The sequence below is a fragment of the Mitsuaria sp. CC2 genome, assembly GCF_048957715.1.
Taxonomy (GTDB): domain Bacteria; phylum Pseudomonadota; class Gammaproteobacteria; order Burkholderiales; family Burkholderiaceae_C; genus Roseateles.
This window is the reverse complement of record NZ_JARVXN010000018.1, coordinates 185,100-207,148: the sequence shown is the minus strand read 5'-3', so window position 1 is coordinate 207,148 and position 22,049 is coordinate 185,100. Positions and strand designations below refer to the sequence as shown.

The following is a 22,049-nucleotide window of genomic DNA, read 5'->3' as shown; positions in this document are numbered from 1 at the left end:
CACTGAGGCGGGAACCGGGGTCGAGTCTTGCGTAATAGCAAGGTCGCCCGCTTCATTCGACCAGACGCTTCGTCCTCGATGACGGAGCGCCTCTTGAGCAATTCCGTCGTTAACCAACTAGGTTAATATTCGATGGAAAAGAACAAGGCACATTACCCACTCAGCACGGTCAAGCAGTTGGTCTCCCAAGGCGGTATTCGAGCGACGCTCTCGGCGTCCCTGGGAGCGGAAGCGTTGGGCGTCGACGAAGAGGCAAGGGTCAGGGTGGTCCTGGCGTTGAGCCAGGGAGACTTCTACAAGAGCATGACCACGTATCACGACCATCGCGAGTGGCAAGACGTCTATCGGCCCACGACATCACGAGGTCGGCTCTATCTCAAACTCACCGTGGTGGAGGAGGTTGTGCTTGTTTCGTTCAAGGAGCTGTGAGATGAAATGTCCGGCTTGCGGATTCGCGAAGACGGTGCACGACACCCGTGATATCGAACATGTCTACAAAGGCATGTCCACGACCATCCCCGCAGTGACCGGAGACTTCTGCCCAGTCTGCGATGAGGTGACGATGAGCATGGACGAATCGGGTCGCGTCATGCGCGCTGTGCGGGCGTTCTCCAAGCAGGTGAACGCCACGCAGGTCGATCCGTCGTTCATCGCGGAGGTCCGCAAGAGGCTTGCGCTGGATCAACGCGAAGCCGGAGAAATCTTCGGCGGTGGCGTGAACGCCTTCTCCCGCTACGAGACCGGCAAGACGCAGCCGCCGCTCGCGTTGATCAAGCTGCTGCGGCTGCTCGATCGCCACCCGGACCTGCTGGAAGAGATCAGGACTTGATCGCTCCTGCCGCGCGGCGACGCCGAGCCGCGAATCCGACCGCTGCCACGCCGGCCAGCATCAGCGCGTAGGTTGACGGCTCCGGCACCACGGCGCTGAGCGATCGCATGCTGAATCCGGACACGGTCCCGGCATAGGTGAACATCGTCATCCCGCCGTCCGCGCGGTTGTGCGTCATCAGGTCCACCGAGAAGGAGTTCCTGCAGCCGGCGCACCAGAAGTCCTGGTTCATGCGGTCGATGAACTGGCTGGTCGTGAACGACTCGCCGACGTTGGCCGACGTGACCGCAAAGGGCGCCCAGTTGAACAACTGCACGTTGGCCCACAACGGCGAGCCGTCGGCCTGATTCCACGCGCCGCTTCGGGTCATGCCCCAGATGTCCGTCTTGTCTTCGGGAGGGCGCATTCCCGCGTAGGAGTTGCTCTCCCGGTAGTGCAGGGCGTCCTTCTGTCCCTGGACGGGATCGGTGGGCGCCGCCACGTTGGCCCATGCCAGGAGGCCCGACGGCAGCAGGAGCGGTTCCGTCGAGGCGTTCAGCGACTGTCTGCCCATCGTCTGGCTGCTGAACTCGGCCTGAACCGGCCGCCCGTCGGCATCCGTTGCGGGATAGCTGAAGACCATGGGGTCGTCCATCCCGGCCGCCTTGCCGATGTCGACGACCCATTTCTGCGAGAACGACAGCGGTGCGAGCGGGGTCACCGTCAAGACGCCCTCCGAGCATGTGCCGCAGAACTCGTAGGTGTAGGACGAGGTGAACGTGCCCGTGAAGGTCACCTCGATGCGCTCCGCGTGCGCGGGCGCCGCAGCCATGCTCGTGACAGCCGCCAGGGCGAGCGTCAGCCCGCCGATCTTCTTGTTCATGGAAATCCTTCCCTCTTCGGGCGGAATTCTCTCCGTGTCAGCTTTGCAAAGCGCCGCGCAGCCCCCTCGAACGGAGGGGGTGGAACGATCCCTTACCTCTTCAGCGTGTCACTTCACCCAACCGATTTCCGCGGCGGTCGCCGGACCGACGAGCGTCTCGCTGAGACCCGCGGGGACCCGCAGTTCCCCCTCCCGGACCGGGACGCGGCCGGCCATCAGCTCGGCCGCTGTCTGCGGGTAGCGCGGCTCCTGCCGCGGCGCCGCATAACCGTCGGGGAAGACCGGTGCCAGCGTCGCCCGGTCGTACTTGTCGCTCGCGCCGAAGGTGTGCAGCGCCTCGTGCGCGATGACGACCTCGTTCTGCGCCTGCTGCGACTTCATCGCGAACAGGTGCACCAGGCCGAGCCGGCCTTTTTCCAGCCCGATCGAATGCGGCAGCGCGCCGGCGAAGTCCGGCGGGTGGTACATCAGGAAGAGCTTCACGTCCGGCACCGGCGAGCTCGGCGGCGTCTGGCGCCACGCCCACCAGCGCATCCGCAGGCTCCAGGAGATCGCCGACAGCGGCCCCGCGTCGCGCGGCGGCGTCGGCGGCACGACCCGGACCCTGCCGCCCAGCACGAGGCGGACCGGCTCGGCCAGCGACACGCCGTAGCGGGCCGCTTCCTGCCGGAAGTAGGGCGCCAGGCCCGCGAAGGCGGACTCGTCCAGGCGTTCCAGATAGAGGTCGGTCACCGCGTCGCCGGAGGCGTTGATCGGATACAGCGTCACGACCTGCGGTCGCTTCCAGGATTGGGCCTGCCAGCGGCCGATCAGCGTCGTGCCCGCCACCGTCACCAGGATCCCGAGCAGGATCAGGATGCGGAATGCCTTGAACATGGGGTCTCCCTCGAAAGTCCTCGGGTCGGGGCGCTCACTCGCCGCGGACCTTGCCGCGCCCGGCCTTGATGTCGCCGCGCTGGCTCTTGGCTTCCAGCCGGCGCTTCTGCGAGCCGTAGGTCGGCTTGGTCGCCCGGCGTGCCTTGGGCGTGTGCGCCACGCTCTGCGCCAGCGCGATCAGCCGCGCAATTGCGTCGGCGCGGTTCTGCTCCTGGCTCCGCGACTCCTGCGCCTTGATCACCACGACGCCCTCGGCCGTGATGCGCTGGTCGCTGAGCGCCAGCAGGCGTTCCTTGATCAGCGCCGGCAGCGTCGAGCGCCGGATGTCGAAACGCAGGTGCACCGCGCTGCTGACCTTGTTGACGTTCTGCCCGCCCGGACCGCTGGCCCGGATCGCGGAGATCTCCAGTTCCCAGTCGGCCGGCGTCCAGTCCAGGTGCATGACGCCGACGGAGGCAGTCCGAGGCGAAGGTCGGCGCGCCGGGCCTCAGCCCAGCGTCTCGACGTGCACCGGCACGCGCTTCGTCACCGCGCACATCAGCTCGTAGCCGATCGTGCCGGCGGCGCGCGCCACCTCGTCGATCGGCAGCACCGAGCCGTGCGGGCCCTGGCCCCAGAGCGTGACCTCGCTGCCGATCCCCTCGTTCGGCAGGTCGCTCAGGTCCACCGCGAGCATGTCCATGGACACGCGTCCGATGGTCGCGCTGCGCCGGCCGCCGACCAGCACCGGCGTGCCGTGCGCGGCGTGGCGCGGATAGCCGTCCGCGTAGCCGCAGGCCACCGTGCCGATGCGCATCTCGCGCTGGGCCACGAAGCTGCTGCCGTACCCGACGCTGTCGCCTTCCTTCAGATGCTGGACCGCCAGGACCTTGGCCCGCAGCGTCATGGTCGGCTTCAGATCCCAGTGGGTGATGTCGTGTTCCGGGAAGTCCGGCGCGCTGCCGTAGGTCATGATCCCCGAGCGCACCCAGTCGGCCCGCACCTCCGGGTCCGTGCTGTGACGCAGGATCGCGGCGCTGTTGCTCAACGTGCGCGAGCCCGGCAGGTCGGCGGTCGCCTCCTTGAAGACGGCGGTCTGGTGCGCGATGCCGCGCGGGCCGTCGGCGTCCGAGAAATGCGTCATCAGCGAGATCTCGTCGACCTGCGGTAGTGCGTTCAGCCGTGTCCAGGCGCCGCGGAACGCGCTCGGCGTGAAGCCCAGCCGGTTCATGCCGCTGTTGAGCTTCAGGAACACCCGGTGCGGCTCGTGCGTCTTGTGCATGGCCAGCCAGTCGACCTGCTGCTCATGGTGCACCGCGTGCCAGAGCTTCAGCCGCGAACAGAGTTCCAGGTCGCGCGATTCGAAGCAGCCCTCCAGCAGCAGGATCGGACCGCGCCAGCCCAGGTCGCGCACGCGCTGGGCCTCGTCCAGGTCCAGCATCGCGAAGCCGTCGGCGCTGCGCAGTGCGTCGAAGGCGCGCTCGATGCCGTGACCGTAGGCGTTGGCCTTCACGACCGCGAACACCTGCGCGTCGGGCGCGCAGGCGCGGGCGCGGGCGATGTTGTGAGCCAGCGCGGGCTGGTGGATGAGGGCTTCGATCGGACGCGGCATGGGCACACATTGTGCCGCGCCACGAACAGGTTCGCGCCCTCGGGCGGTGCGACGGGGCGGCCCCGCGCGGCCTCCGGGACGGCGGAAAAGCGGGACCGGATAGCACAGAGACACTGTCCCGTGAAGCGCTGTTACGAAAACGAGCGCGTGCTATAAACCCGCCGCAGCGCTGCCCTTTCCCCACCCCGTGGACCCAGCGTGATCACCGCAGTTCCAGGTATGCCGGGTCGATGAAAAAAGGCTTCTACACCATCATGTCAGCGCAGTTCTTCAGCTCGCTGGCTGATAACGCGCTGTTCGTGGCCGCCGTTGAACTGCTCCGCACCAGCGGTGCCGCCGAATGGCAACGCGCCGCCCTGGTGCCGATGTTCGCGCTGTTCTACGTCGTGCTCGCCCCCTTCGTCGGCGCCTTCGCGGACGCGGTGCCCAAAGGCAAGGTCATGTTCTTCTCCAACACCATCAAGGTGCTGGGATGCCTGAGCATGCTGGTGGGGGTGCATCCGCTGATCGCCTACGCGATCGTCGGCCTCGGCGCCGCCGCCTACTCGCCGGCCAAGTACGGCATCCTGACCGAACTCCTGCCGCCTTCCCAGCTGGTGAAGGCCAACGGCTGGATCGAGGGGCTGACCATCGCGTCCATCATCCTGGGCGCCGTCTTCGGCGGACAACTGATCGGCGACAGGGCGTCCGCCTGGCTGCTGGCCATCGACGTCCCGTTCATCGACACCGGCATCGACACCGCGCCCGAGGCGGCCATCGCCTTCATGGTGGTGCTGTATTTCATCGCGGCGCTCTTCAACCTGCGCATCCCGCGCACCGATTCGCCGCTGCAGCCGATTTCGCACAACGCGGCCGACCTGGTGCGCGAGTTCGCCGCCTGCAATTCGCGGCTGTGGCAGGACAAGCTGGGCCAGATCTCGCTGGGCATGACGACGCTGTTCTGGGGCGTGTCCGGGAACATGCGCTACATCGTCTTCGCCTGGGCCGCCGCGGCGCTGAGCTACGGCACGACGCAGGCATCGGCGCTGGCCGGCGTGGTGGCGATCGGCACCGCCGTCGGCGCGATCGTGGCTTCCGCGGTCGTGCGCCTGGACAAGGCCACCAGCGTCATCCCGCTGGGCATCGGCCTGGGCCTGTTGATGCTGGTGCTGAACTTCATCAACAACCTGTGGGTGGCGATTCCCTTCCTGATCCTGCTGGGCGGGATCGGCGGCTACCTGGTCGTGCCGATGAACGCGCTGCTCCAGCATCGCGGCCACAACCTGATGGGCGCGGGCCGCTCCATCGCCGTGCAGAACTTCAACGAGCAGGCCTGCATCCTGGGGCTGGGCGCGCTGTACACGATGCTGACCCGCTTCGGCACCTCGGCCTTCGGCTCGATCACCATCCTCGGCCTGCTGGTCGCCGGCACGATGTGGGTGGTCGGACGCTGGCACGAGCACAACAAGCGCCAGCATCCCGAAGAGCTGGAGCGGCTGCTGGCCATCGCGCGCAGCGACAAGCACTGAGCGGAGCTTCCGCTGAAACGAAGACGGCCCCTCGCGGGGCCGTCTTCGTTTGGGGGGGCCTCAGCGCCGCGCGCGTCCCCGCCCGGTGGGCGGCGTCGCCACGACGATGCCGCCGGTGGTCAGCACCTCGTCGATGTGGGCCGACCAGGCGCTGCCGATCTTCAGGCAGCCGCTGTGGTTGAGGTGGATCTCGTTGTGCCAGTCGCCGCTGATGCCGCTGGCGCCCGGCGTGGCGGAGGCCAGCGGGACCGCGGTGGAATCGAACACGAACAGCCCCGGGAACTGCTCCTTGTCCGCCATCAGCGTCTTCAGGAACTGCGCCAGGTGCATCACCATGAGGCGGCTGACCGCTGCCCAGTCCGCGGCGGGAATGGAATAAGCCTTCAGCGCCGGATACAGCCAGGGACCATGGCCAGCGTCCTCGGCGCCGGCCGGACGCGGCATCGGCACCGCATAGCAGTGCATGAAGACCGGCTTGCCCGCCGAGGCGCCCTGATCGCGCAAGGTCAGCAGATGCCGCAGGTTGGCCTTCAGGTAGTCGGCGTAGGTCTCCCAGCCGGGTTCCGAGAAGTAGCGGCCGACCCCCGCGGAAGGCGGACCCCATTCGGTCTGGTTGCGCAGCAGGCGCAGGTGCAGCGGCACTTCCACGCCGTCGATCTGCGTCGGCGTCTGCGCCGCCTTGATCAGGTCGTTGCCGCCGACGGACATGAGGATGCCGTCCCAGACGGGGGCGTCCGGCGCGGTGAGCAGGCGGACGAAGTCGGGCGAAGACGCCAGTTCCACGACCTTGGACAGGCTCTCGCGCTGTCCGGCGCAGTTGATCGCGACGGCCGGCTTGGTCAGCACCAGTTCCTGGAGCAGGTTCGCATGCGCGCTGAGCTTGGCCTGGGCGGTCGAAAACCAGGAGTCCCCTTGAGCCAGCAGGCGCCAGTGATAGCCCTGCAGGTCGGGCCCGGGCTGGGACTGCAAATCCTCGGGGGCAAAACAGGCCAGGTGATCCAAGAAGCTCTCCCTACTTTGGTGGACGGGTCACACGCGACAGGGTAGGCCGCGTGCATGACAGGCGCACGGCGCCCCGATTGGAGGTCAGGGTCAGTCCTTGCGCCATGCTACAAACCCTGGGCATTGTTGGCCGGTCCGCAGGCCGGTTCCAAGCCCTGTCGGGGGGACTGTTGCACAAGCCCCACCCCTTGTGCGCATCTGTCGTGCCTCCTGTCCCCTCCTCTGTCCCTCCCTCTGCCGCTTTCCGTCTCCAGTTTCCGAATGCCGATCCTCGCCTTGATGCTCAACGCCACCATCTGGGGGCTGTCCTGGTGGCCGTTCCGACAATTCGAGGGGGCCGGCATGCACCCCTTGTGGACCACGGTGATCCTGTACGTCCTGTCCCTGGCCGTGGTGCTGGGGAGTCAGCGGGGCGCCATGGCGGAATGGCTGCGCTCCCCCGGGCTCTGGGTGGTGACGCTGGCGGCTGGCATGACCAATACGGCGTTCAACTGGGGCGTGTCGACCGGCGATGTGGTCCGGGTCGTGCTGCTGTTCTATCTCATGCCGCTGTGGGCGGTGCTGCTGGCTCGGATTGTCCTGGGCGAGCCGCTCACGGTGTCGGCCGGACTGCGCATCGCCCTGGCGCTGGGAGGCGCCCTGGCGGTGCTGGCGCCGGCGGACGGCGGCTGGCCGCTGCCGTCCAGCCTGCCGGACGTGCTGGGGCTGGTCGGCGGCATGACCTTCGCGTTCAACAACGTGATGCTGCGCCGCGAGGCCGCCCGCAGCCCCGGCGCGCGGGCGCTGGCGATGTTCGCCGGTGGCGTGCTGGTGGCGGGACTATCCGCCTCGGCCATGGCCGGCCGGGGCCTGGCGCCGTGGCCGTCGCTGCCGGGCGCGGCCTGGCTGCTGCCGCTGGCGGGCATGGCGTTGTTGTTCTTCATCTCCAACCTGTCGCTGCAATACGGGGCGGCGCGCCTGCCGGCCAACGTCACGGCGGTGGTCATGCTGACGGAGGTGCCGGTCGCGGCGATCTCCGCGCTGCTGCTGGGCGGCGGCACGCTGGACGGGAAGACTGCTGTCGGCGGCGCGGCCATCCTGGGCGCGGCGATGCTGGCGGCGCTGGAGCGGCGTCGCGCCTGAACCCTGTCGCCGCGCTAGGATGCACCCCGGGCCACCCGGGCCGCCACGAGCCCCCGGGCCGTCACCACGATCACGAGGAGGTCCCCCATGAGCGCCAATGGCAAGACTGCCTTCGACTTCGACGCTGTCACCATCGCCGGTGAGCCGGTCGAGCTGTCCCAATACCGCGGCCGCGTGCTGCTGGTCGTCAACACCGCCAGCGAGTGCGGCTTCACGCCGCAGTTCAAGGGTCTGGAGGACCTGTGGCGCGATTTCCAGGCGCGCGGACTGGTGGTGGTCGGCTTCCCGAGCAATGAATTCGGCGGCCAGGATCCCGGCAGCAACGAGGAGATCTCGTCGTTCTGCCAACTGAACTACGGCGTGAGCTTCCCGATGATGGCCAAGGTCAAGGTCAACGGCGGGGAAGCGCACCCGCTGTGGCAATGGCTCAAGGGCGAGAAGCCCGGCATCCTGGGCACGCAGGCGATCAAGTGGAACTTCACCAAGTTCCTGATCGGCCGCGACGGACAGGTGCTGAAGCGCTTCGCGCCGAACGACGCCCCGGCCGCCATCCGCGGCGAGATCGAGGCGGCGCTGGCGGAGTGATGGCGGAGTTGGGGCACGTCGCCCAGCACTTCACGCGGTTTGCGCAGACCGACGGTGCGGACGATGGGCTGTATCAGGCGCTCGCGGGCATCATCGCCGCCGATCCGGCGCTCATGGCGCTGCTGCTCGACGCTCCGGCAACGCAACGCAAGCCGGTGCTGCTGCTGGCCGCGCTGCACGATCGGATCCTGGCCGGCGAGCCGCATCCGCTCGCCGCGTACTACGCCAGCGTCGGCGGCACGCGGGCGCCGGACGGCGAGCTGGCGGCGCTGCTGAGGGACTTCATCCGCCGCGAGGACGCCGCGCTGCGCGCGCTGATCCGCATGCGCACCACGCAGACCAACGAGACGGGGCGCTGTGCCGTGCTCCGACCCGTCCTGCAGGCGCTCGCCACGCGACTCGGAGGCACCGAGGACCAACCGGTCGAGCTGGCCCTGTTCGAGTTCGGCTGCAGCGCCGGCCTGCTTCTGGGTGTCGATCGCCATGCCTACGACGACGGGGTCGAGACGACGGCCGGTGAGCGTCCCGATGCGCCGTTGATCGCCACCACCTGGCGTGGCGAGCGCCCGGCCGCGCTGCTCGGTGCGCCGCGCTGGCGGGCGAGCCGGCGCATGGGCGTCGACCTGCAACCGATCGATCCGGCCGACGAGGCGGGCGCCCGCTGGCTGCGCGCCTGCCTCTGGCCCGGCGACGCCGCGCGGCGGGAGCGCCTGGACCGGGCGTTGGCCGACGCCCGTCGACACCCGGTGCCGCTGCTGCGCACCGAGGACGGTCTGGCGGCGCTTGAGCGGTGGATGGACGAGCTGCCCGCCGGCGTCACGCCCGTGATCTTCAACGTCTGGGTGCTGGCCTACTTCGAGCCCGAGGCGTTCAAGGTCCACGTCGCGCGCATCGAACGCCTGGTGCGCGAGCGCGGCCTAGCCTGGATCAGCGGCGAGGTCGGCAAGTTGGCGCCGATGGACTCGCCGCCGGCGTGTCCCGCGGGCGCATCACCTGGCAGCGGTACGCTGTGGACGCTTCAATGGCGCGATGGCGCCGAGCTTCGCACCGAAGCGCTGGCGTGGTCGCACCCGCACGGGCGATGGATCGAGTGGCTCAGGCCAGCGGCGTCAGCTTGATCAACTGAAGCGGAGCGCCCAGCAGCGCCGGTGCCTTCTTCGCGAAGGCCTGGAAGTGCGGCATCGCGCGGTGCGCCTCCAGCGCGGCTTCGTCGTCGAACTGCTCGTGCATCTGGAAGGTGCCGGGCGACTCCTCCAGCTCGAACAGACGGTAGTCGCGGCAGCCGGGTTCCTGGCGGGTCGGCGCGACCAGCGCGGTCAGTTCGGCGCGCAGGTCCTCGCGACGGCCGGGCGCGGCGACGATCACCGCGATCATCGTCACGGTGCGGGAAGAGGTGGGAACAGGGGAACTCATGGGTGGGTCCATGCAAGTGCTGTGGAGCGTCGGATGCTAGGCGCCCCGGGCACGTCGCGACAGCCCCTCGCACACGAAACACTTTCAACCCGGCCGCAAGGACGCCGCCCCGATAGGATGGCCGCTTCCTTCGCTCCCGAGGGGGCGGTTCCTTCAAGAACGATCTGGAGACCTCGCCGATGACCGCTTCCCTTCCCACCCTGCGCCGCGCGGCGCTTGCCCTGGCCGCGATGACCGCCCTCGGTGTGACCGGCGCGCAGGCGCAGACGGTCCCCGAGCTCCACGCGCTCGCCGCCAAGGAGCAGCCCGCGCTGATGAAGACGCTGCAGCAGCTGGTCGAGATCGAGTCCGGCAGTTCCGACCGTCAGGGCCTGGACCGCATCGCCGGCGTCATCGCCCAGCGCCTGCGCGAGCTCGGCGGCCAGGTCCAGCTGGTCGATCCGGACAAGACCATCGCCGCGCCGACCTCCGACGCGGGCGACGGCCCGGCCAAGGTCGGCCAGGTCGTGCAGGCCTCGTTCAAGGGCGGCAACGCCAACGGCAAACGCGTGATGCTGATCGCGCACATGGACACCGTCTACCAGCGCGGCGGCCTGAAGCAGCAGCCCTTCCGCATCGACGGCAACCACGCCTACGGCCTGGGCATCGCCGACGACAAGCAGGGCGTCGCCACCATCCTTCATGCGCTGGCCATGCTGAAGTCGGTCGGCTTCAAGGATTACGCCGAGATCACCGTGCTGATCAACGGCGACGAGGAGATCGGGTCGCCCGGTTCCAACGCGCTGATCACGAAGCTCGGCGGCGAGCATGACGCGGTGCTGTCTTTCGAGGGCGGCGGCGGCCCGACGACGCCGGAGACGGTGCGCCTGGCCACCAGCGGCATCGCCTCGGTCGACCTGAAGGTCAAGGGGCGCTCGTCGCATGCGGGCGCTGCGCCGGAGAAGGGCATCAACGCGCTGACCGAGCTGTCGCACCAGATCCTGCAGACGCGCGATCTCTCCGATCCCAAGCGCGGCCTGCATCTGAATTGGACCTTGTCCAAGGCGGGCTCGGTCCGCAACGCGATTCCGGAACGTGCCGAGGCCCAGGGCGATGCGCGCGCGGACCGTTTCTCCGATTTCGATGCCCTGGAAGCCGAGCTGCGCAAGCGCATCCAGAACAAACTGGTCCCGGACGCGGAAGTGACCCTGAGCTTCAACCGCGGCCGTCCGCCGCTGGCGGCGACGGACGCCTCGCGCGCGCTGGGCGCGAAGGTCAAGGCCCTGGCCGACGAGCAGAAGCTGGAGCTCGTCGTGCGCGACCGTCCGACCGGCGGCGGCACGGACGCCGCCTATGCGTCGCTGGCGACCAAGGCGCCGGTCATCGAGGGCCTGGGCGTGCGCGGATTCGGCGCGCACAGCAGCGACAGCGAGTACGTCGTCGTCGATGCCATTGCGCCGAAGCTGGTCCTCGTCACACGTCTGGTGATGGCGATCGGCAGCGGCAAGGCGCTCTGATCAGGCCTTCGGGTACAGGACCATCTGCGTGCAGCGGAACAGCGCGATCGTCTTGCCGTTGTGCGTGACGGTCGCGTCCCAGACCTGCGTCGTGCGGCCCATGTGGACGGCGGTGGCGAGGCATTCGATGACGCCGTCGCGGGCGGTGCCCAGGTGGTTGGACTTGAGTTCGACCGTGGTGAAGTTCTGGGCGCCGTCGGGCAGCGACGAGATGCAGCCGTAGCCGCAGCAGGTGTCGGCCAGCGTGACGACGCTGCCGGCGTGCAGGTAACCGTTGGGGGCCATGACCTGCTGGGTGACCGGCAGGCGCGCGAAGACGCGGCCCTTCTCGACCTCGACGATCTCGATGCCCATGTGGCCGGGCAGGCAGGCGGCGCCGCGCGCGTTGAAGTCCGTGATCATGTGATTCTGTAGAGCGGGTAATGCGAAGCCCGCATTGTCGTCGGCCTGTATCGGCGCCTTGGCAGGCGGGCTGTTCCGGTGCGGGCGGGCGGGGCTGGGGATAATGGTGCGAGCCGATAGTCCAACGTGGAGTTTCCAGCATGTTCCAGCACGTCGACGCCTACGCGGGCGATCCCATCCTGAGCCTGAACGAGGCCTTCCAGAAGGATCCGCGCACGCAGAAGATCAACCTGTCCATCGGCATCTACTTCGATGATGACGGTCGCATCCCGATGCTGGACTCCGTGCGCCGGGCGGAGCTGGCCGTGGTGGAACAGGCCGGCGCGCGGCCGTACCTGCCGATGGAGGGCGCGGCCAACTTCCGCACCGAGGTGCAGAAGCTGCTCTTCGGCGCCGACAGCGAGGCGCTGCAGGGCAAGCGCGTCGCGACCATCCAGGGCGTGGGCTCGTCGGGCGGGCTGAAGGTCGGCGCGGACTTCATCAAGCGCTACTTCCCCGACAGCGCGATCTACCTGAGCGACCCGACCTGGGACAACCACCGCGCCGTCTTCGAGGGCTCGTACATCGAGTGCCGCAGCTACCCGTATTACGACGCCAAGACCGGCGGCCTGCGTTTCGACGCGATGCTGCAGGCCTTGTCGGAAGCGCCGGCGCGCAGCGTCGTGCTGCTGCACGCCTGCTGTCACAACCCGACCGGCGTGGACCTGTCGCAGTCGCAGTGGGACGCGTTGATCCTGGTGCTGAAGGAGCGCGAGCTGATCGCCTTCCTGGACCTGGCCTACCAGGGTTACGGCGACGGGCTGGAGCAGGACACCTTCGCGATCCGTGCGCTGGCCGCGGCGGGCTTGAGCTTCTTCGTCGCCAACAGTTTCTCCAAGAACATGAGCCTGTACGGCGAGCGTTGCGGCGCGCTGTCGGTCGTGTGCCCGGACGCGGCGCAGGCGGCGAACGTGCTGGGGCAGTTGAAGTTCACGATCCGCCGCAACTACTCCAATCCGCCGATGCACGGCGGTCAGGTCGTGGCCAAGGTCCTGGGCGACCCGGCGCTGCGTCCGCTGTGGGAAGGCGAGGTCGAGGAAATGCGTGAGCGCATCCTGGCGATGCGCAACGCGCTGTTCGAGGTCGTTTCGGCCAAGGTGCCGGGCCGCAACTTCGACTACTTCCTGAAGCAGCGCGGCATGTTCAGCTACACCGGCCTCACGCCGGAGCAGGTGGATCGCCTGCGCGAGGAATTCGGTGTCTACATCCTGCGCTCGGGCCGCATGTGCATCGCGGGCCTGAACACGTGCAACGTCGAGGCCACCGCGAACGCGATGGCGGCCGTCCTCGCCTGAGGGGAAGACGGGGGCGGGCACCCCCCTTGCGCGCATTCAACAAGGTTATGGGTAGCGGCACCGCTTTCATTGGCTGAGGGTGTCGTGAATCCGTAACCTTCCGGACCATTCAAGAATGAATTCGTCCGGGATGAAGCAGCTAGTCGTGATCGGTGGGGGCGTCGTGGGCGTCACCACCGCCTGGGCCCTGGCGGAGGCGGGGCATCGGGTGACGCTCGTGGAGCGCGAGGCCGCGCTGGGCACAGGCGCGAGCCGTGCGAACGGCGGGCAGCTCAGCTACCGCTATGTGTCGCCGTTGGCGGATGCCGGCGTGCCGCTGAAGGCGCTGCGCTGGCTGCTCGATCCGGACGGTCCGCTGCGCTTCAAGCCGGACGGCACCACCGCGCAATGGCGCTGGCTGGCGTCCTTCCTGGCGCATTGCCGCGGGCCGGTGAACCAGCGCACCACCGAGCGCCTGCTCGAACTGGGCGCGTTCAGCCAGCAGTGTTTCGGCGAACTGCAGCGGCATGCCGCGCTGGATGCCATCTCGCTGCGCACGCCCGGCAAGCTGGTGGTGTATCGCAAGCCCGAAGAATTCGCGCGAGTCGCCGCCCGGACGCCGAGCCGCGGGCCGGAACGGGCGTTGACCCGCGATGAATGTCTGGCGATCGAGCCGTCGCTCGGCGACGGCGGTGCGCATTGGCTGGCGGGCGGCATCTTCACGTCCGGCGAAGCGGTGGCCGACTGCCATGCGCTGAGCGTGCAACTGGGCGAACGCCTCGCGCGCCATCCGAATTTCAGGGGCCGGGTGAAGGCCAACGCCACCGGTTTCGCCGTCGAGGGCGACCGTGTCGCCGCGCTGAGGACGGACCAGGGTGATCTGGTCGCGGACGGCATCGTGCTGGCCGCCGGCCTGCAGAGCGCGGCACTGGCGGAACTCGTCGGCATACGGCTCCCGCTGTATCCGCTGAAGGGCTACAGCCTGTCCGCGCCGATCAACGGCGTGCATCGACCGCCCACGGTCAGCGTCACGGACTTCGAGCGCAAGACGCTCTACGCCCGCATCGGCGACCAGCTGCGCGTCGCCGCGATGGTGGACCTGGTCGGCGACGACACGAGCATCGACCCGAAGCGCCTGGCCGCGCTGCAGCGCAACGTCCGCGAGACCTTCCCGAAGGCGGCCGACTACGATCATGCCGTGCCCTGGGCCGGCCTGCGTCCTGCCACACCGAGCGGCGCGCCCATGCTCGGCGAGACACCGATGCGCGGGCTGTGGCTGAATGTCGGCCATGGCGCCCTGGGATTCACCTTCTCGTTCGGCTCGGCCCGCATCGTGGCCGACCTCGTGTCCGGCAAGCCCAGCCCGATCGCGCTGGACGGCCTGCAACTGCGCGCCGCCTGAGGGGCCGCAATGACGGCGGCCGCCAAGCCCGTCAAGCCCGTCAAGCCCGTCAAGCCCGTCGCGCTGGACGCCGCCTCGCTCGCGGAGGCGCTGCGCGCCGCGGTGCTCGCGCAGGACTTCGGCGCCACGCGCGATCCGCAGGACGACGGCCGGCCGATCCGGCATTTCCCCAGCATCGATCTGGCCGTCGTCGCGTTCCCGGAGGAGGGCGCGCCGGTCGCGGCCAACGTGCTGTTCTCGCGGGAGCATCCCGAGGGCCTTGTCGCCGACATCGCGGCGGATGCGGGGCCCGTGCGCAACATCCGCTACCTGGCCGATCAACGCGACGCCGACGGCCACTCGATCGCCTGGCGGCCGACGTCGGATTGGTCCGCGATGGACTGGGTCCCGCTGGCCGGCGAAAGCGGCGACCGCGTGGTGGCGCCTTATCCGGCCTCGTTGCTGAAGCTGATGCTGCTGGCGGGCGTGGGCCGACTCGTCGACCTGGGACGCGCCGGCTGGTGGCAGCCGCTGACCTACGCCGGCCGTGAACGCGCGGTGTCCGACTGGGCCTACGACATGGTCACGTGGAGCAGCAACGAGGCGACCTCCGCGCTGGTGACGCTGATGCATGCCGCCGGCGCGATCCGTCGCGACGGCGGGCGCGAGGTCCGAAACGAGCTGCACACGCTGTTCGCCTCGCTCGGTCTGACGACGCTGCGTTTCGCCAATACGACGGCGGAGGGCGGCTGGGGCAACGGATCGGGATCGGGCGTGGGCCAGATCCAGATGACCGCATGGGACACGGTGCGGCTGTTGTGGTGGCTGGACCCGGTGGCGCCGCGCGCGCCATGGCTGCGCGCCGATGCGCCGCGACTGTCGCCCGAGAGTCGCAACCAGGCGATGCACGCCTTGCAGGACCAGGCGCTGCATCAGGTGCTGTCGAGCAGCGCGCTCGGCGGCGTGCCCGGCTGGGTGCCGGGGTTGCCGGCGCGTCTGCCGGGGCGTTGGCTCATGCCGGACGGCGGGCTGCATGCAGGCGAGGTGTCCCTGCCCGGCGACCTGCGCCGTTTCGCGACCGGCGGCGAAGTCTGGTTCGCGCACAAGACCGGCAACACGGAGAACTACACGTCCGATGCGGGCATCGTGCGCGGCATCCTGCCCCGACGCCGGCATTACCTCATCGCACTGCTGAGCAACCTCGGCTCGCGCTATGCGCCGCACCCCGACTGTTCCACGACCTGGCGCATCCCGGCACTCGGCGCCGCAATCGACGCGCGGATGGCAGCGTGGCTGGAGTCCTGATCCATGGCTGACGACACCTTCCTGCTGCCTCCGCTGCCCGAGCGCGCCTGCCTCGGCGTGATTGCGCCTGCCGGTCCGCCGAGGGATGGCACGCTCGACCTCGTGGTGCCGATGATCGAGCGGCTCGGTTTCCGTGCGAAGGTTTTTCCCGGCTGCCAGGGGCCGACCTTCCTCGGCCACCTCGCCGCGGACGATGGCCGTCGCCTCGCCGATCTGCACGAGGCATTGGACGATCCCCAAGTCGATGCGGTGATCGGCCTGCGCGGCGGCTACGGCTGCCTGCGTCTGCTCGACCGCATCGACCGCGCGCTGCTGCACCGGTCGACCAAACCGTTGATCGGCTACAGCGACCTGACGGCACTGCATGCGCTGCGGCAACAGCTCGGCATGGCCGGATGGCACGCGCCGATGCCGGCCTCGGACTGGCACAAGGGCGAAGCCGGATGGACCGATGCCGTCGCGCTCGCCGAGCGCCTGCGCCGCGGCCTCCGTGCCGGCGATGCGCTCGGTCCGGCGCTCTCGCCGCATCCGCTGAATCGCGGATCGACGCCGGTGCGCGGCCTGCTGAGCGGCGGCAATCTGGCGGTGCTCGTCGCGCTGATGGGCACACCGTTCATGCCGGACCTGCGCGGCGCGATCCTCTTCCTCGAAGACATCGGCGAGGACCCCTACAAGATCGATCGTCTGCTGTGCCAGCTGCGCCTGGGCGGCGCGCTCGACGACATCGCCGGTGTGCTGCTCGGCAGCTTCACCGACGCCGACGCGCCCGACGAGGTGCTCGCCGACTACTTCGGCGAGCTCGGCATTCCGGTCCTCGCCGGCTGGCCGAGCGGCCACACGACGCCCAACGTCCCGCTGCCGACCGGCGTCGCGGTGACCTTGGATCCGGGCGAGAGAACGCTGAGGGCCTGAGCGCTGCGCCTCCCCCAACAGGGGGCCGCCTTCAGGACGAATCAGTCCTGGGCATGACCTGTCACTCAGTCGTCTCGCAACAGTGCGAAGAGGTCGAAGTGGCGAATGTCGTCTATCTGGTCGAAGGCTTTCAACCGTGGATGCGCAAGCAGGAACTGCGCAGACGCGGACCTGTGCCGCGCCGTGGCGGAAATGGAACGCGGGCTGATCGATGCAAATCTCGGTAGTGGACTCATCAAGAAACGGATCGCACGATCCGGGGCCGGCAAACGCGATGGGTATCGCGTGATCGTGGCCCATCGACAAGACGCTCCGTGGTTCTTCATCGAAGGTTACGCGAAGAACGTTCTCGCCAACATCGAAGCTTGGAGGCTCGACAGCTGCAAGCAAACGAACGCTCTCCTGAAGGAGATGGGCGCCGATCAATTGGCGAATGCCGTCGAATCAGGATTCTTGAAGGAGGTGATCTGTGATGCGCAAGCGCAAGTGCGAATCGATTGACCGAATGGTGAAAACTGGACGAGCCATGCACGCTCGCGGGTGGGTGAGCGACGAACGAATGACACGTCTGGCATGGTGCGGCATGCCACCTCCTGCGCCGCTGACGCCGGAGGAAGTCCGAGCCATCCGGGAGGCGGAGGATCTGAGCATCTACACCTTCGCCAACATGCTCAACACGACGGCACGCCTGCTTCGCCGGTATGAGCAGGGCATCACTCGCCCCACCGGGCCCGTCCTGCGCCTGTTGCACGCGATCCGGGAACAGGGCATGGGGCGCGTATTTCCATTGACTCCGCGCATTCCGGACGCCAAGACGTAAAAAGCCCGCCGGTCTCCCGGCGGGCTTCGCATCTGCGGGCCTGTCGCGAATGGCGGCAGGCGGTGCCTGATCAGAAGAACTTGTAGTCCAGGCCCAGCGTGAACGAGCGTCCGCGCGGGTCGGCCACACGCGGCTCCCACGAGCTGCCCGACCCGGTGTTCGTGTCGTAGCTGTTCGCGAACGGCGGGTCCTGGTCGAAGAGGTTCTTCACACCCACGGTGACCGTCAGGTTCTTGATGCCGCTGTAGGCCACGCTGGCGTGGTGCAGGTAGTACGGCTTGACCCACGGATCGAAGGCCGGTGCCGACGCGTTGCCGTTGGCCACGCCCGGCGGGACGTAGCCGTAGTAGCCGGTCGAATACTGCTGGCGCAGCGTCCAGGCCCAGTCGCCGTACGAGTAGCTGATGTACGCGCTGTGCTTCCAGCGGATGCCCAGCTCGCTCGACCGCGTGAACTGGCCGATCTCGCTCGGGCCGAAGGCCACGTTGTCCAGCAGCTTGGAACGCTTCTTCAGCAGGTAGGTGCCGTCCAGGCCGGCGCTCAGGCGGCCGCCGTTCATCGGCGTGCTGCCGCGCATCGACAGCTCCAGGCCACGGGTCTGCGTCTCGCCGGTATTCACCCAGCGGGTGTCCACCGTCTGCAGCGCCCCGCTGGCGTCGCGGAAGAAGGCCTGCGGGAACAGCTGGTAGTTGTTCAGGATCTGCGTCAGCGTCAGGCTCTGGATCTGGCCGTCACGACGGATGTCCCACAGGTCCACCGAGGCGCTGAAGTCCTTCACCGGCTGCCACACGAAGCCGATGTTGGACATCTTCGACTCTTCCGGCTTCAGGTCGGGACGACCGCCGAAGAGGGTGTTGAAGGTGACCGCCTGGCAGCCCGGCGCGTTGCTGACCACGTTGGTCGGGCAGGTCGCCGGATCCGGCACGCCGGCGCCGGTGTACGGCGATTCGGTCACGCCGTTGAACAGCTGGTTGAAGGTCGGCACGCGGAAGCCGGTGCTGTACGACGCGCGGAACACCAGGCTGTCGATCGGCTGATAACGGATCGAGGCCTTCGGGTTGGTCGTGCTGCCGAAGCCGGTGTACTTGTCGTAGCGCACCGAGAGGTTGAGGTCCAGGCCCTTGACCACCGGGATGATCGTCTCGCCGAAGATCGCACCCACCTTGCGCTTCACGCCGTTCAGCGCGTTCACGTTGTCGAACGGCGCGTTGAACACCCAGGTGTTGATGTCGTTGGTGTTGACCGTCTGGTTGCCGTCGAAGCGGTACTTCTCGATCCGGTAGTCCACGCCCACGGCTGCCATCACGTCGCCGGCCGGCAGCTTGAACAGCGGGCCGGAGGCGGTCGCGTCGTATTCGTCGGTCGTGTACTTGCCGCCGTAGAGCTTGGTGCCCTCCGCCGAGATCGCGTCCAGCGCCGCCAGCGCGGCCGGCGTCTGCGACTGGCCCGCCAGCAGGAAGGGGTTGAGCACGCCGGTGTTGATCAGGTTGGCCAGGCCCACCCAGTTCTGGTAGCCGGTGCCCAGCACCGAATTGCTCTTGCTGAAGGCCTGCGAGGCGCCGACCTTGTAGTCCCAGTCCTTGAGGAAGGGCAGCGGGCCGTCCATGCTCAGCAGGTAGCGGCCGGTGTCGGTGGTGGTCTCGAACTCGCGCTGGCCGCACTCCATGCAGCGCCAGCGGAAGGCCAGCGGCTTGCCGGCCTGCGACGCCAGCGACGGGAAGGTGCCGACCAGCGCGTTCCACACGGTCTGGTAGCTGGCGCCGCTGGAGGGATAGGCCAGGCTGCGGAACGGGCTGGGCACGGTGGTGCCATTGGGCAGGCCGATCGTCGCCGTGGCGCTGCCGCTGCTGATCTGGTTGGCCGAGAAGATCTTCTGCGACTCGGACTTGCCCAGCAGCACTTCGCCGGTCAGCGTGTGCTCGCCGAGCTTGAGCATGCCTCGCGTCACCAGGTTGGTGTTCTTCACCGGCTGCTGGATCACGGCGGCCTTGCCCGAGTCCCAGGCGCAACCGAACTGGTTGGCCGGCGACGCGGCGGCGGAGTTCCACAGCTTCTCCGCGTACGGGGCCATGCCCGGCTGCGAGGCGCAGCCCGCGCCGCCCGGCAGATCCAGGATGTTGGCGCTGGTGATGGTGGTGCCGTTGTAGACCGGCGCCGTGATCGTGGGCGAGAAGAAGACGGTGGCGAACGGCGTGCCGCGCGTGTCCGGGGACAGGCCGCGCTCGGGCTGGAAGCTGTTGACGAAGTCGCGCTGCGAGCCGTCCAGGCGCTTGTTGTCCGTCATGGACAGCACGGCCATGACGTTGAAGCCGTCCTTGTCGATGTTGCCGACGCCGCCGGTCACCGAGCCGCGGTAGATGTTGCCGCCGCTGTGCTGCGTCACGTCGGTGAAGCCGCTGACGGTCAGGCCGGTGTAGTCCTTGCGCAGGATGAAGTTGATGACGCCGCCGACGGCGTCGGTGCCGTAGGTCGACGAGGCGCCGTCCTTCAGCACTTCGACGCGCTCGATCGCGGCCATCGGGATCTGGTTCAGGTCGACGACGCCGCCGTTGAGGCCGTGCGCGGCGATGCGGCGGCCGTTCAGCAGGATCAGCGTGGCGTTGGCGCCCTGCAGGCGCAGGTTGGCGGAGGTCGCGCCGTTGTTGCCGCGGGACTGGCCCGACACCACGTCCGCGTTGGAGGCCAGGTTGTCCAGCCCGTTGCCGTTGGAGGAGAGGGTGGCGATCAACTGCTCGGCCGACACGATGCCCTGGCGGTCCAGGTCGCGGCGCGAGATGGTCTGCACGGGCAGCGCGCCCTCGTCCTGGATGCGCTTGATGCTCGAGCCGGTGATCTCCACCCGCTCGATCTTCTGGACTTCCTGCGACCAGGCCGCCGCGTGGGCGCCCAGTCCCACCACGACGAGGCAGCGGGCGAGTTGATTCAGTTTCACGACCTTCTCCTTGTTAACCGGTCCGGCGTCCTGGAACGCCTCCAACGACTGCGGCCGTCCGATGCGAGGGCGACCTGTGGGTGTTGCTGTTGCTTGGGGCTGTGTTGCGAGCTGTGAACGATCTTCAAGCACGAGCGGTTTTCACCGTCATAGGAACGTCACCCATTTGTTGTTTCCGTCCCGATGAATGCTTGTCTCGCGCGTATAACCTGCGGGAATGCAGCGGGGCCGGGAATATACAGTCGCTGCTCATGCGAGCCTTCCCCGCCCTCCTGCCCACCGTTCTGGTCCTGGTTGCCGCGCTGGCCACGAGCGGCTGCGCGACCCTTGTCGATACCCCGCCGGCGCCGGTCGAGACCGCGCTGCGACAGTCCGGTGTGCCGGCCTCGTCGCTGGCGGTGGTGGCCTATCCGCTGGACGCGCCCGGCACCGGGCTGCGCCTGAACGCGGACCGGCCGATGGCGCCGGCCTCGACGATGAAGACGATCACCGCGGTGGTGGCGCTGGACCGGCTCGGCCCCAACAGCCGGGGGCAGACCCAGCTGCTGGCTGCGGGCGAGGTCCGCGACGGCCGTCTCGACGGTCCGCTGGTGCTCAAGGGCGGCGGCGACGCGGATCTGGACTGGCCCGCGCTGTGGGCGATGCTGCGCGAGGTGCGCGAGCGCCACGGCGTGCGCGAACTGGCGGGCGGCATCGTGGTCGATCGCGGCCTGTTCAACCCCGCGCGCCTGGACATTGGCGCGCCGCGTTTCGACGAGCAGGCCGAGTTTCCGTACAACGTGATCCCGGACGCGCTGCACCTCAACGGCAGTCTGCTGCAGTACGACTTCTGGTCCGACGACCGCAGTCTGACGGTGCGGCCCTACCCGCAGTTCGGCGGACTGGCGATCGACACGAGCGCGGTGCTGCTGAACGACAAGCCCTGCAAGGACTGGGACGACGACTGGAAGCCGTCGCGCTTCGAGGCGCTGCCCGAGGGCGGCGGTCGGCTGGTGCTGGCGGGTGAGTTCCCGCGCGGGTGCCAGGTCTCGCAGTCGCTCAACGTGCTGGACCGCCAGTGGGAGACGGCGCAGGCGCTGCAGCAGCTGTGGGGCTCGCTCGGCGGCACGCTGTCGGGCGAGATCCGCGAGGGCGCGACGCCCGAAGGCGCCCGTGTGCTGGCGCAACACCGCGACCGCCCGCTGGCCGAGTTGCTGCGCCCGGTCATGAAGGCCTCCGACAACGCGCTGGCGCGGATGCTGTTCCTGCGGCTGGGCGCGTCGGCGGTCCAGCCCGGCGAGGACACCCGCGAGGCCGCCGCGCGCGTGGTGCGCGAGTGGTTCGCCGCGCAGAAGATCGACACGGCGGGCCTGGCGCTGGAGAACGGTTCCGGCCTGTCGCGCAGCGAGCGCGCCTCGGCCGCGCAGATGGCGGCCATGCTGCAGGCGTCGGCCCGCGGCGCGCACGGTCCGGAGCTGCTGGCCACGCTGCCGGTGGCGGGCGTCGACGGCACCTTGTCCCGGCGTTTCAAAGGCACGGCCGCCGAGGGCCGCGCGCGGATGAAGACCGGCACGCTGCGCGACGTCGTGGCGCTGGCCGGCTTCGTGCCGGACTCGACGGGCAAGACCTGGATCGTGGTGGCGATCGTCAACGACGATCAGGCGGCCAAGGCGCGTCCGGCGATCGATGCGCTGGTGGACTGGGTGGCCCGGCGCTGAACG

22 protein-coding genes are annotated in these 22,049 nt (G+C 68.7%); 14 read left to right on the top strand and 8 right to left on the bottom strand.

What is annotated here, in order from left to right; genetic code table 11:
* Window positions 1–132 precede the first annotated feature (132 nt).
* Together PV762_RS13575 and PV762_RS13570 are read left to right on the top strand one after the other, a co-directional pair.
* On the top strand, window positions 133–429 hold the full coding sequence (locus PV762_RS13575) for a type II toxin-antitoxin system MqsR family toxin (protein WP_421035537.1): 297 nt from the start codon (window positions 133–135) through the stop codon (window positions 427–429).
* Between the two features lies 1 nt (window position 430).
* The gene (locus tag PV762_RS13570; RefSeq protein ID WP_421035536.1) at window positions 431–829 is read left to right on the top strand and encodes a type II TA system antitoxin MqsA family protein; all 399 of its coding nucleotides are present in this window, start codon (window positions 431–433) and stop codon (window positions 827–829) included.
* Here the strand turns inward: PV762_RS13570 and PV762_RS13565 are convergent.
* The 4 genes from PV762_RS13565 to alr all read right to left on the bottom strand — a co-directional run bounded on the left by PV762_RS13565 (window position 819) and on the right by alr (window position 4,158).
* Entirely contained in the window at window positions 819–1,691 is an 873-nt protein-coding gene (locus tag PV762_RS13565; protein ID WP_421035535.1) for a PEP-CTERM sorting domain-containing protein, read from the bottom strand. The genes PV762_RS13570 and PV762_RS13565 overlap by 11 nt on opposite strands.
* Window positions 1,692–1,799: 108 nt before the next feature.
* Complete coding sequence (locus tag PV762_RS13560) at window positions 1,800–2,567, bottom strand: hypothetical protein (protein WP_421035534.1); 768 nt, start codon at window positions 2,565–2,567, stop codon at window positions 1,800–1,802.
* A gap of 34 nt (window positions 2,568–2,601) precedes the next feature.
* A complete protein-coding gene (gene arfB, locus PV762_RS13555; protein WP_421035533.1) occupies window positions 2,602–3,009 on the bottom strand; it encodes an alternative ribosome rescue aminoacyl-tRNA hydrolase ArfB in 408 nt (135 codons plus the stop codon).
* 45 nt (window positions 3,010–3,054) lie between these two features.
* Window positions 3,055–4,158 (bottom strand): alanine racemase, encoded by a 1,104-nt coding sequence (gene alr / locus PV762_RS13550; protein WP_421035532.1) that lies wholly within the window; start codon window positions 4,156–4,158, stop codon window positions 3,055–3,057.
* Between the two features lie 230 nt (window positions 4,159–4,388).
* Between alr and lplT the strand changes: the two genes are divergently transcribed.
* Window positions 4,389–5,666, top strand: a complete 1,278-nt coding sequence (gene lplT / locus PV762_RS13545) for a lysophospholipid transporter LplT (protein WP_421035531.1) — start codon at window positions 4,389–4,391, stop codon at window positions 5,664–5,666.
* A gap of 60 nt (window positions 5,667–5,726) precedes the next feature.
* Here lplT and PV762_RS13540 read toward each other — a convergent pair whose 3' ends face one another.
* Window positions 5,727–6,668 carry a hypothetical protein gene (locus PV762_RS13540; RefSeq protein ID WP_421035530.1) on the bottom strand — a complete coding sequence of 314 codons (942 nt, stop codon included), beginning with the start codon at window positions 6,666–6,668 and terminating at the stop codon, window positions 5,727–5,729.
* 261 nt (window positions 6,669–6,929) lie between these two features.
* Here PV762_RS13540 and PV762_RS13535 point away from each other — a divergent pair, with 261 nt between their 5' ends.
* The 3 genes from PV762_RS13535 (at window position 6,930) to PV762_RS13525 (ending at window position 9,493) form a co-directional block, all read left to right on the top strand.
* Entirely contained in the window at window positions 6,930–7,790 is an 861-nt protein-coding gene (locus PV762_RS13535; RefSeq protein WP_421035529.1) for a DMT family transporter, read from the top strand.
* 87 nt (window positions 7,791–7,877) lie between these two features.
* Window positions 7,878–8,375: a glutathione peroxidase gene (locus tag PV762_RS13530; RefSeq protein ID WP_421035528.1), complete on the top strand. Its 498-nt coding sequence runs from the start codon at window positions 7,878–7,880 to the stop codon at window positions 8,373–8,375.
* Window positions 8,375–9,493 carry a DUF2332 domain-containing protein gene (locus PV762_RS13525; protein ID WP_421035527.1) on the top strand — a complete coding sequence of 373 codons (1,119 nt, stop codon included), beginning with the start codon at window positions 8,375–8,377 and terminating at the stop codon, window positions 9,491–9,493. The genes PV762_RS13530 and PV762_RS13525 overlap by 1 nt, the downstream gene beginning before the upstream one ends.
* Here PV762_RS13525 and PV762_RS13520 read toward each other — a convergent pair.
* Window positions 9,471–9,788, bottom strand: coding sequence for a putative quinol monooxygenase (locus PV762_RS13520; RefSeq protein ID WP_421035526.1), 318 nt, complete (start codon window positions 9,786–9,788; stop codon window positions 9,471–9,473). The genes PV762_RS13525 and PV762_RS13520 overlap by 23 nt on opposite strands.
* 179 nt (window positions 9,789–9,967) lie before the next feature.
* Here PV762_RS13520 and PV762_RS13515 point away from each other — a divergent pair, with 179 nt between their 5' ends.
* The gene (locus tag PV762_RS13515) at window positions 9,968–11,284 is read left to right on the top strand and encodes a glutamate carboxypeptidase (protein ID WP_421035525.1); all 1,317 of its coding nucleotides are present in this window, start codon (window positions 9,968–9,970) and stop codon (window positions 11,282–11,284) included.
* Here the strand turns inward: PV762_RS13515 and PV762_RS13510 are convergent, their stop codons facing one another.
* A complete protein-coding gene (locus PV762_RS13510) occupies window positions 11,285–11,686 on the bottom strand; it encodes a PaaI family thioesterase (protein WP_421035524.1) in 402 nt (133 codons plus the stop codon).
* 140 nt (window positions 11,687–11,826) lie between these two features.
* On the opposite strand from PV762_RS13510, the gene PV762_RS13505 reads away from it, so the two are divergent.
* From PV762_RS13505 to PV762_RS13480, 6 genes are all read left to right on the top strand, one after another.
* On the top strand, window positions 11,827–13,020 hold the full coding sequence (locus PV762_RS13505; protein WP_421035523.1) for an aromatic amino acid transaminase: 1,194 nt from the start codon (window positions 11,827–11,829) through the stop codon (window positions 13,018–13,020).
* A gap of 88 nt (window positions 13,021–13,108) precedes the next feature.
* On the top strand, window positions 13,109–14,401 hold the full coding sequence (locus tag PV762_RS13500) for a D-amino acid dehydrogenase (RefSeq protein WP_421035654.1): 1,293 nt from the start codon (window positions 13,109–13,111) through the stop codon (window positions 14,399–14,401).
* A 9-nt stretch (window positions 14,402–14,410) separates the two neighbouring features.
* A complete protein-coding gene (locus tag PV762_RS13495) occupies window positions 14,411–15,685 on the top strand; it encodes a hypothetical protein (protein ID WP_421035522.1) in 1,275 nt (424 codons plus the stop codon).
* Window positions 15,686–15,688: 3 nt separating this feature from the next.
* On the top strand, window positions 15,689–16,597 hold the full coding sequence (locus PV762_RS13490) for a S66 peptidase family protein (protein ID WP_421035521.1): 909 nt from the start codon (window positions 15,689–15,691) through the stop codon (window positions 16,595–16,597).
* Between the two features lie 105 nt (window positions 16,598–16,702).
* Window positions 16,703–17,098, top strand: coding sequence for a type II toxin-antitoxin system RelE/ParE family toxin (locus tag PV762_RS13485; protein WP_421035520.1), 396 nt, complete (start codon window positions 16,703–16,705; stop codon window positions 17,096–17,098).
* Window positions 17,070–17,417 (top strand): helix-turn-helix domain-containing protein, encoded by a 348-nt coding sequence (locus tag PV762_RS13480; protein WP_421035519.1) that lies wholly within the window; start codon window positions 17,070–17,072, stop codon window positions 17,415–17,417. The genes PV762_RS13485 and PV762_RS13480 overlap by 29 nt, the downstream gene beginning before the upstream one ends.
* A gap of 70 nt (window positions 17,418–17,487) precedes the next feature.
* Here the strand turns inward: PV762_RS13480 and PV762_RS13475 are convergent, their stop codons facing one another.
* Window positions 17,488–20,349 carry a TonB-dependent receptor domain-containing protein gene (locus PV762_RS13475; RefSeq protein ID WP_421035518.1) on the bottom strand — a complete coding sequence of 954 codons (2,862 nt, stop codon included), beginning with the start codon at window positions 20,347–20,349 and terminating at the stop codon, window positions 17,488–17,490.
* Window positions 20,350–20,600: 251 nt separating this feature from the next.
* Between PV762_RS13475 and dacB the strand changes: the two genes are divergently transcribed.
* Complete coding sequence (dacB, locus tag PV762_RS13470; RefSeq protein ID WP_421035517.1) at window positions 20,601–22,046, top strand: D-alanyl-D-alanine carboxypeptidase/D-alanyl-D-alanine endopeptidase; 1,446 nt, start codon at window positions 20,601–20,603, stop codon at window positions 22,044–22,046.
* Window positions 22,047–22,049 lie beyond the last annotated feature (3 nt).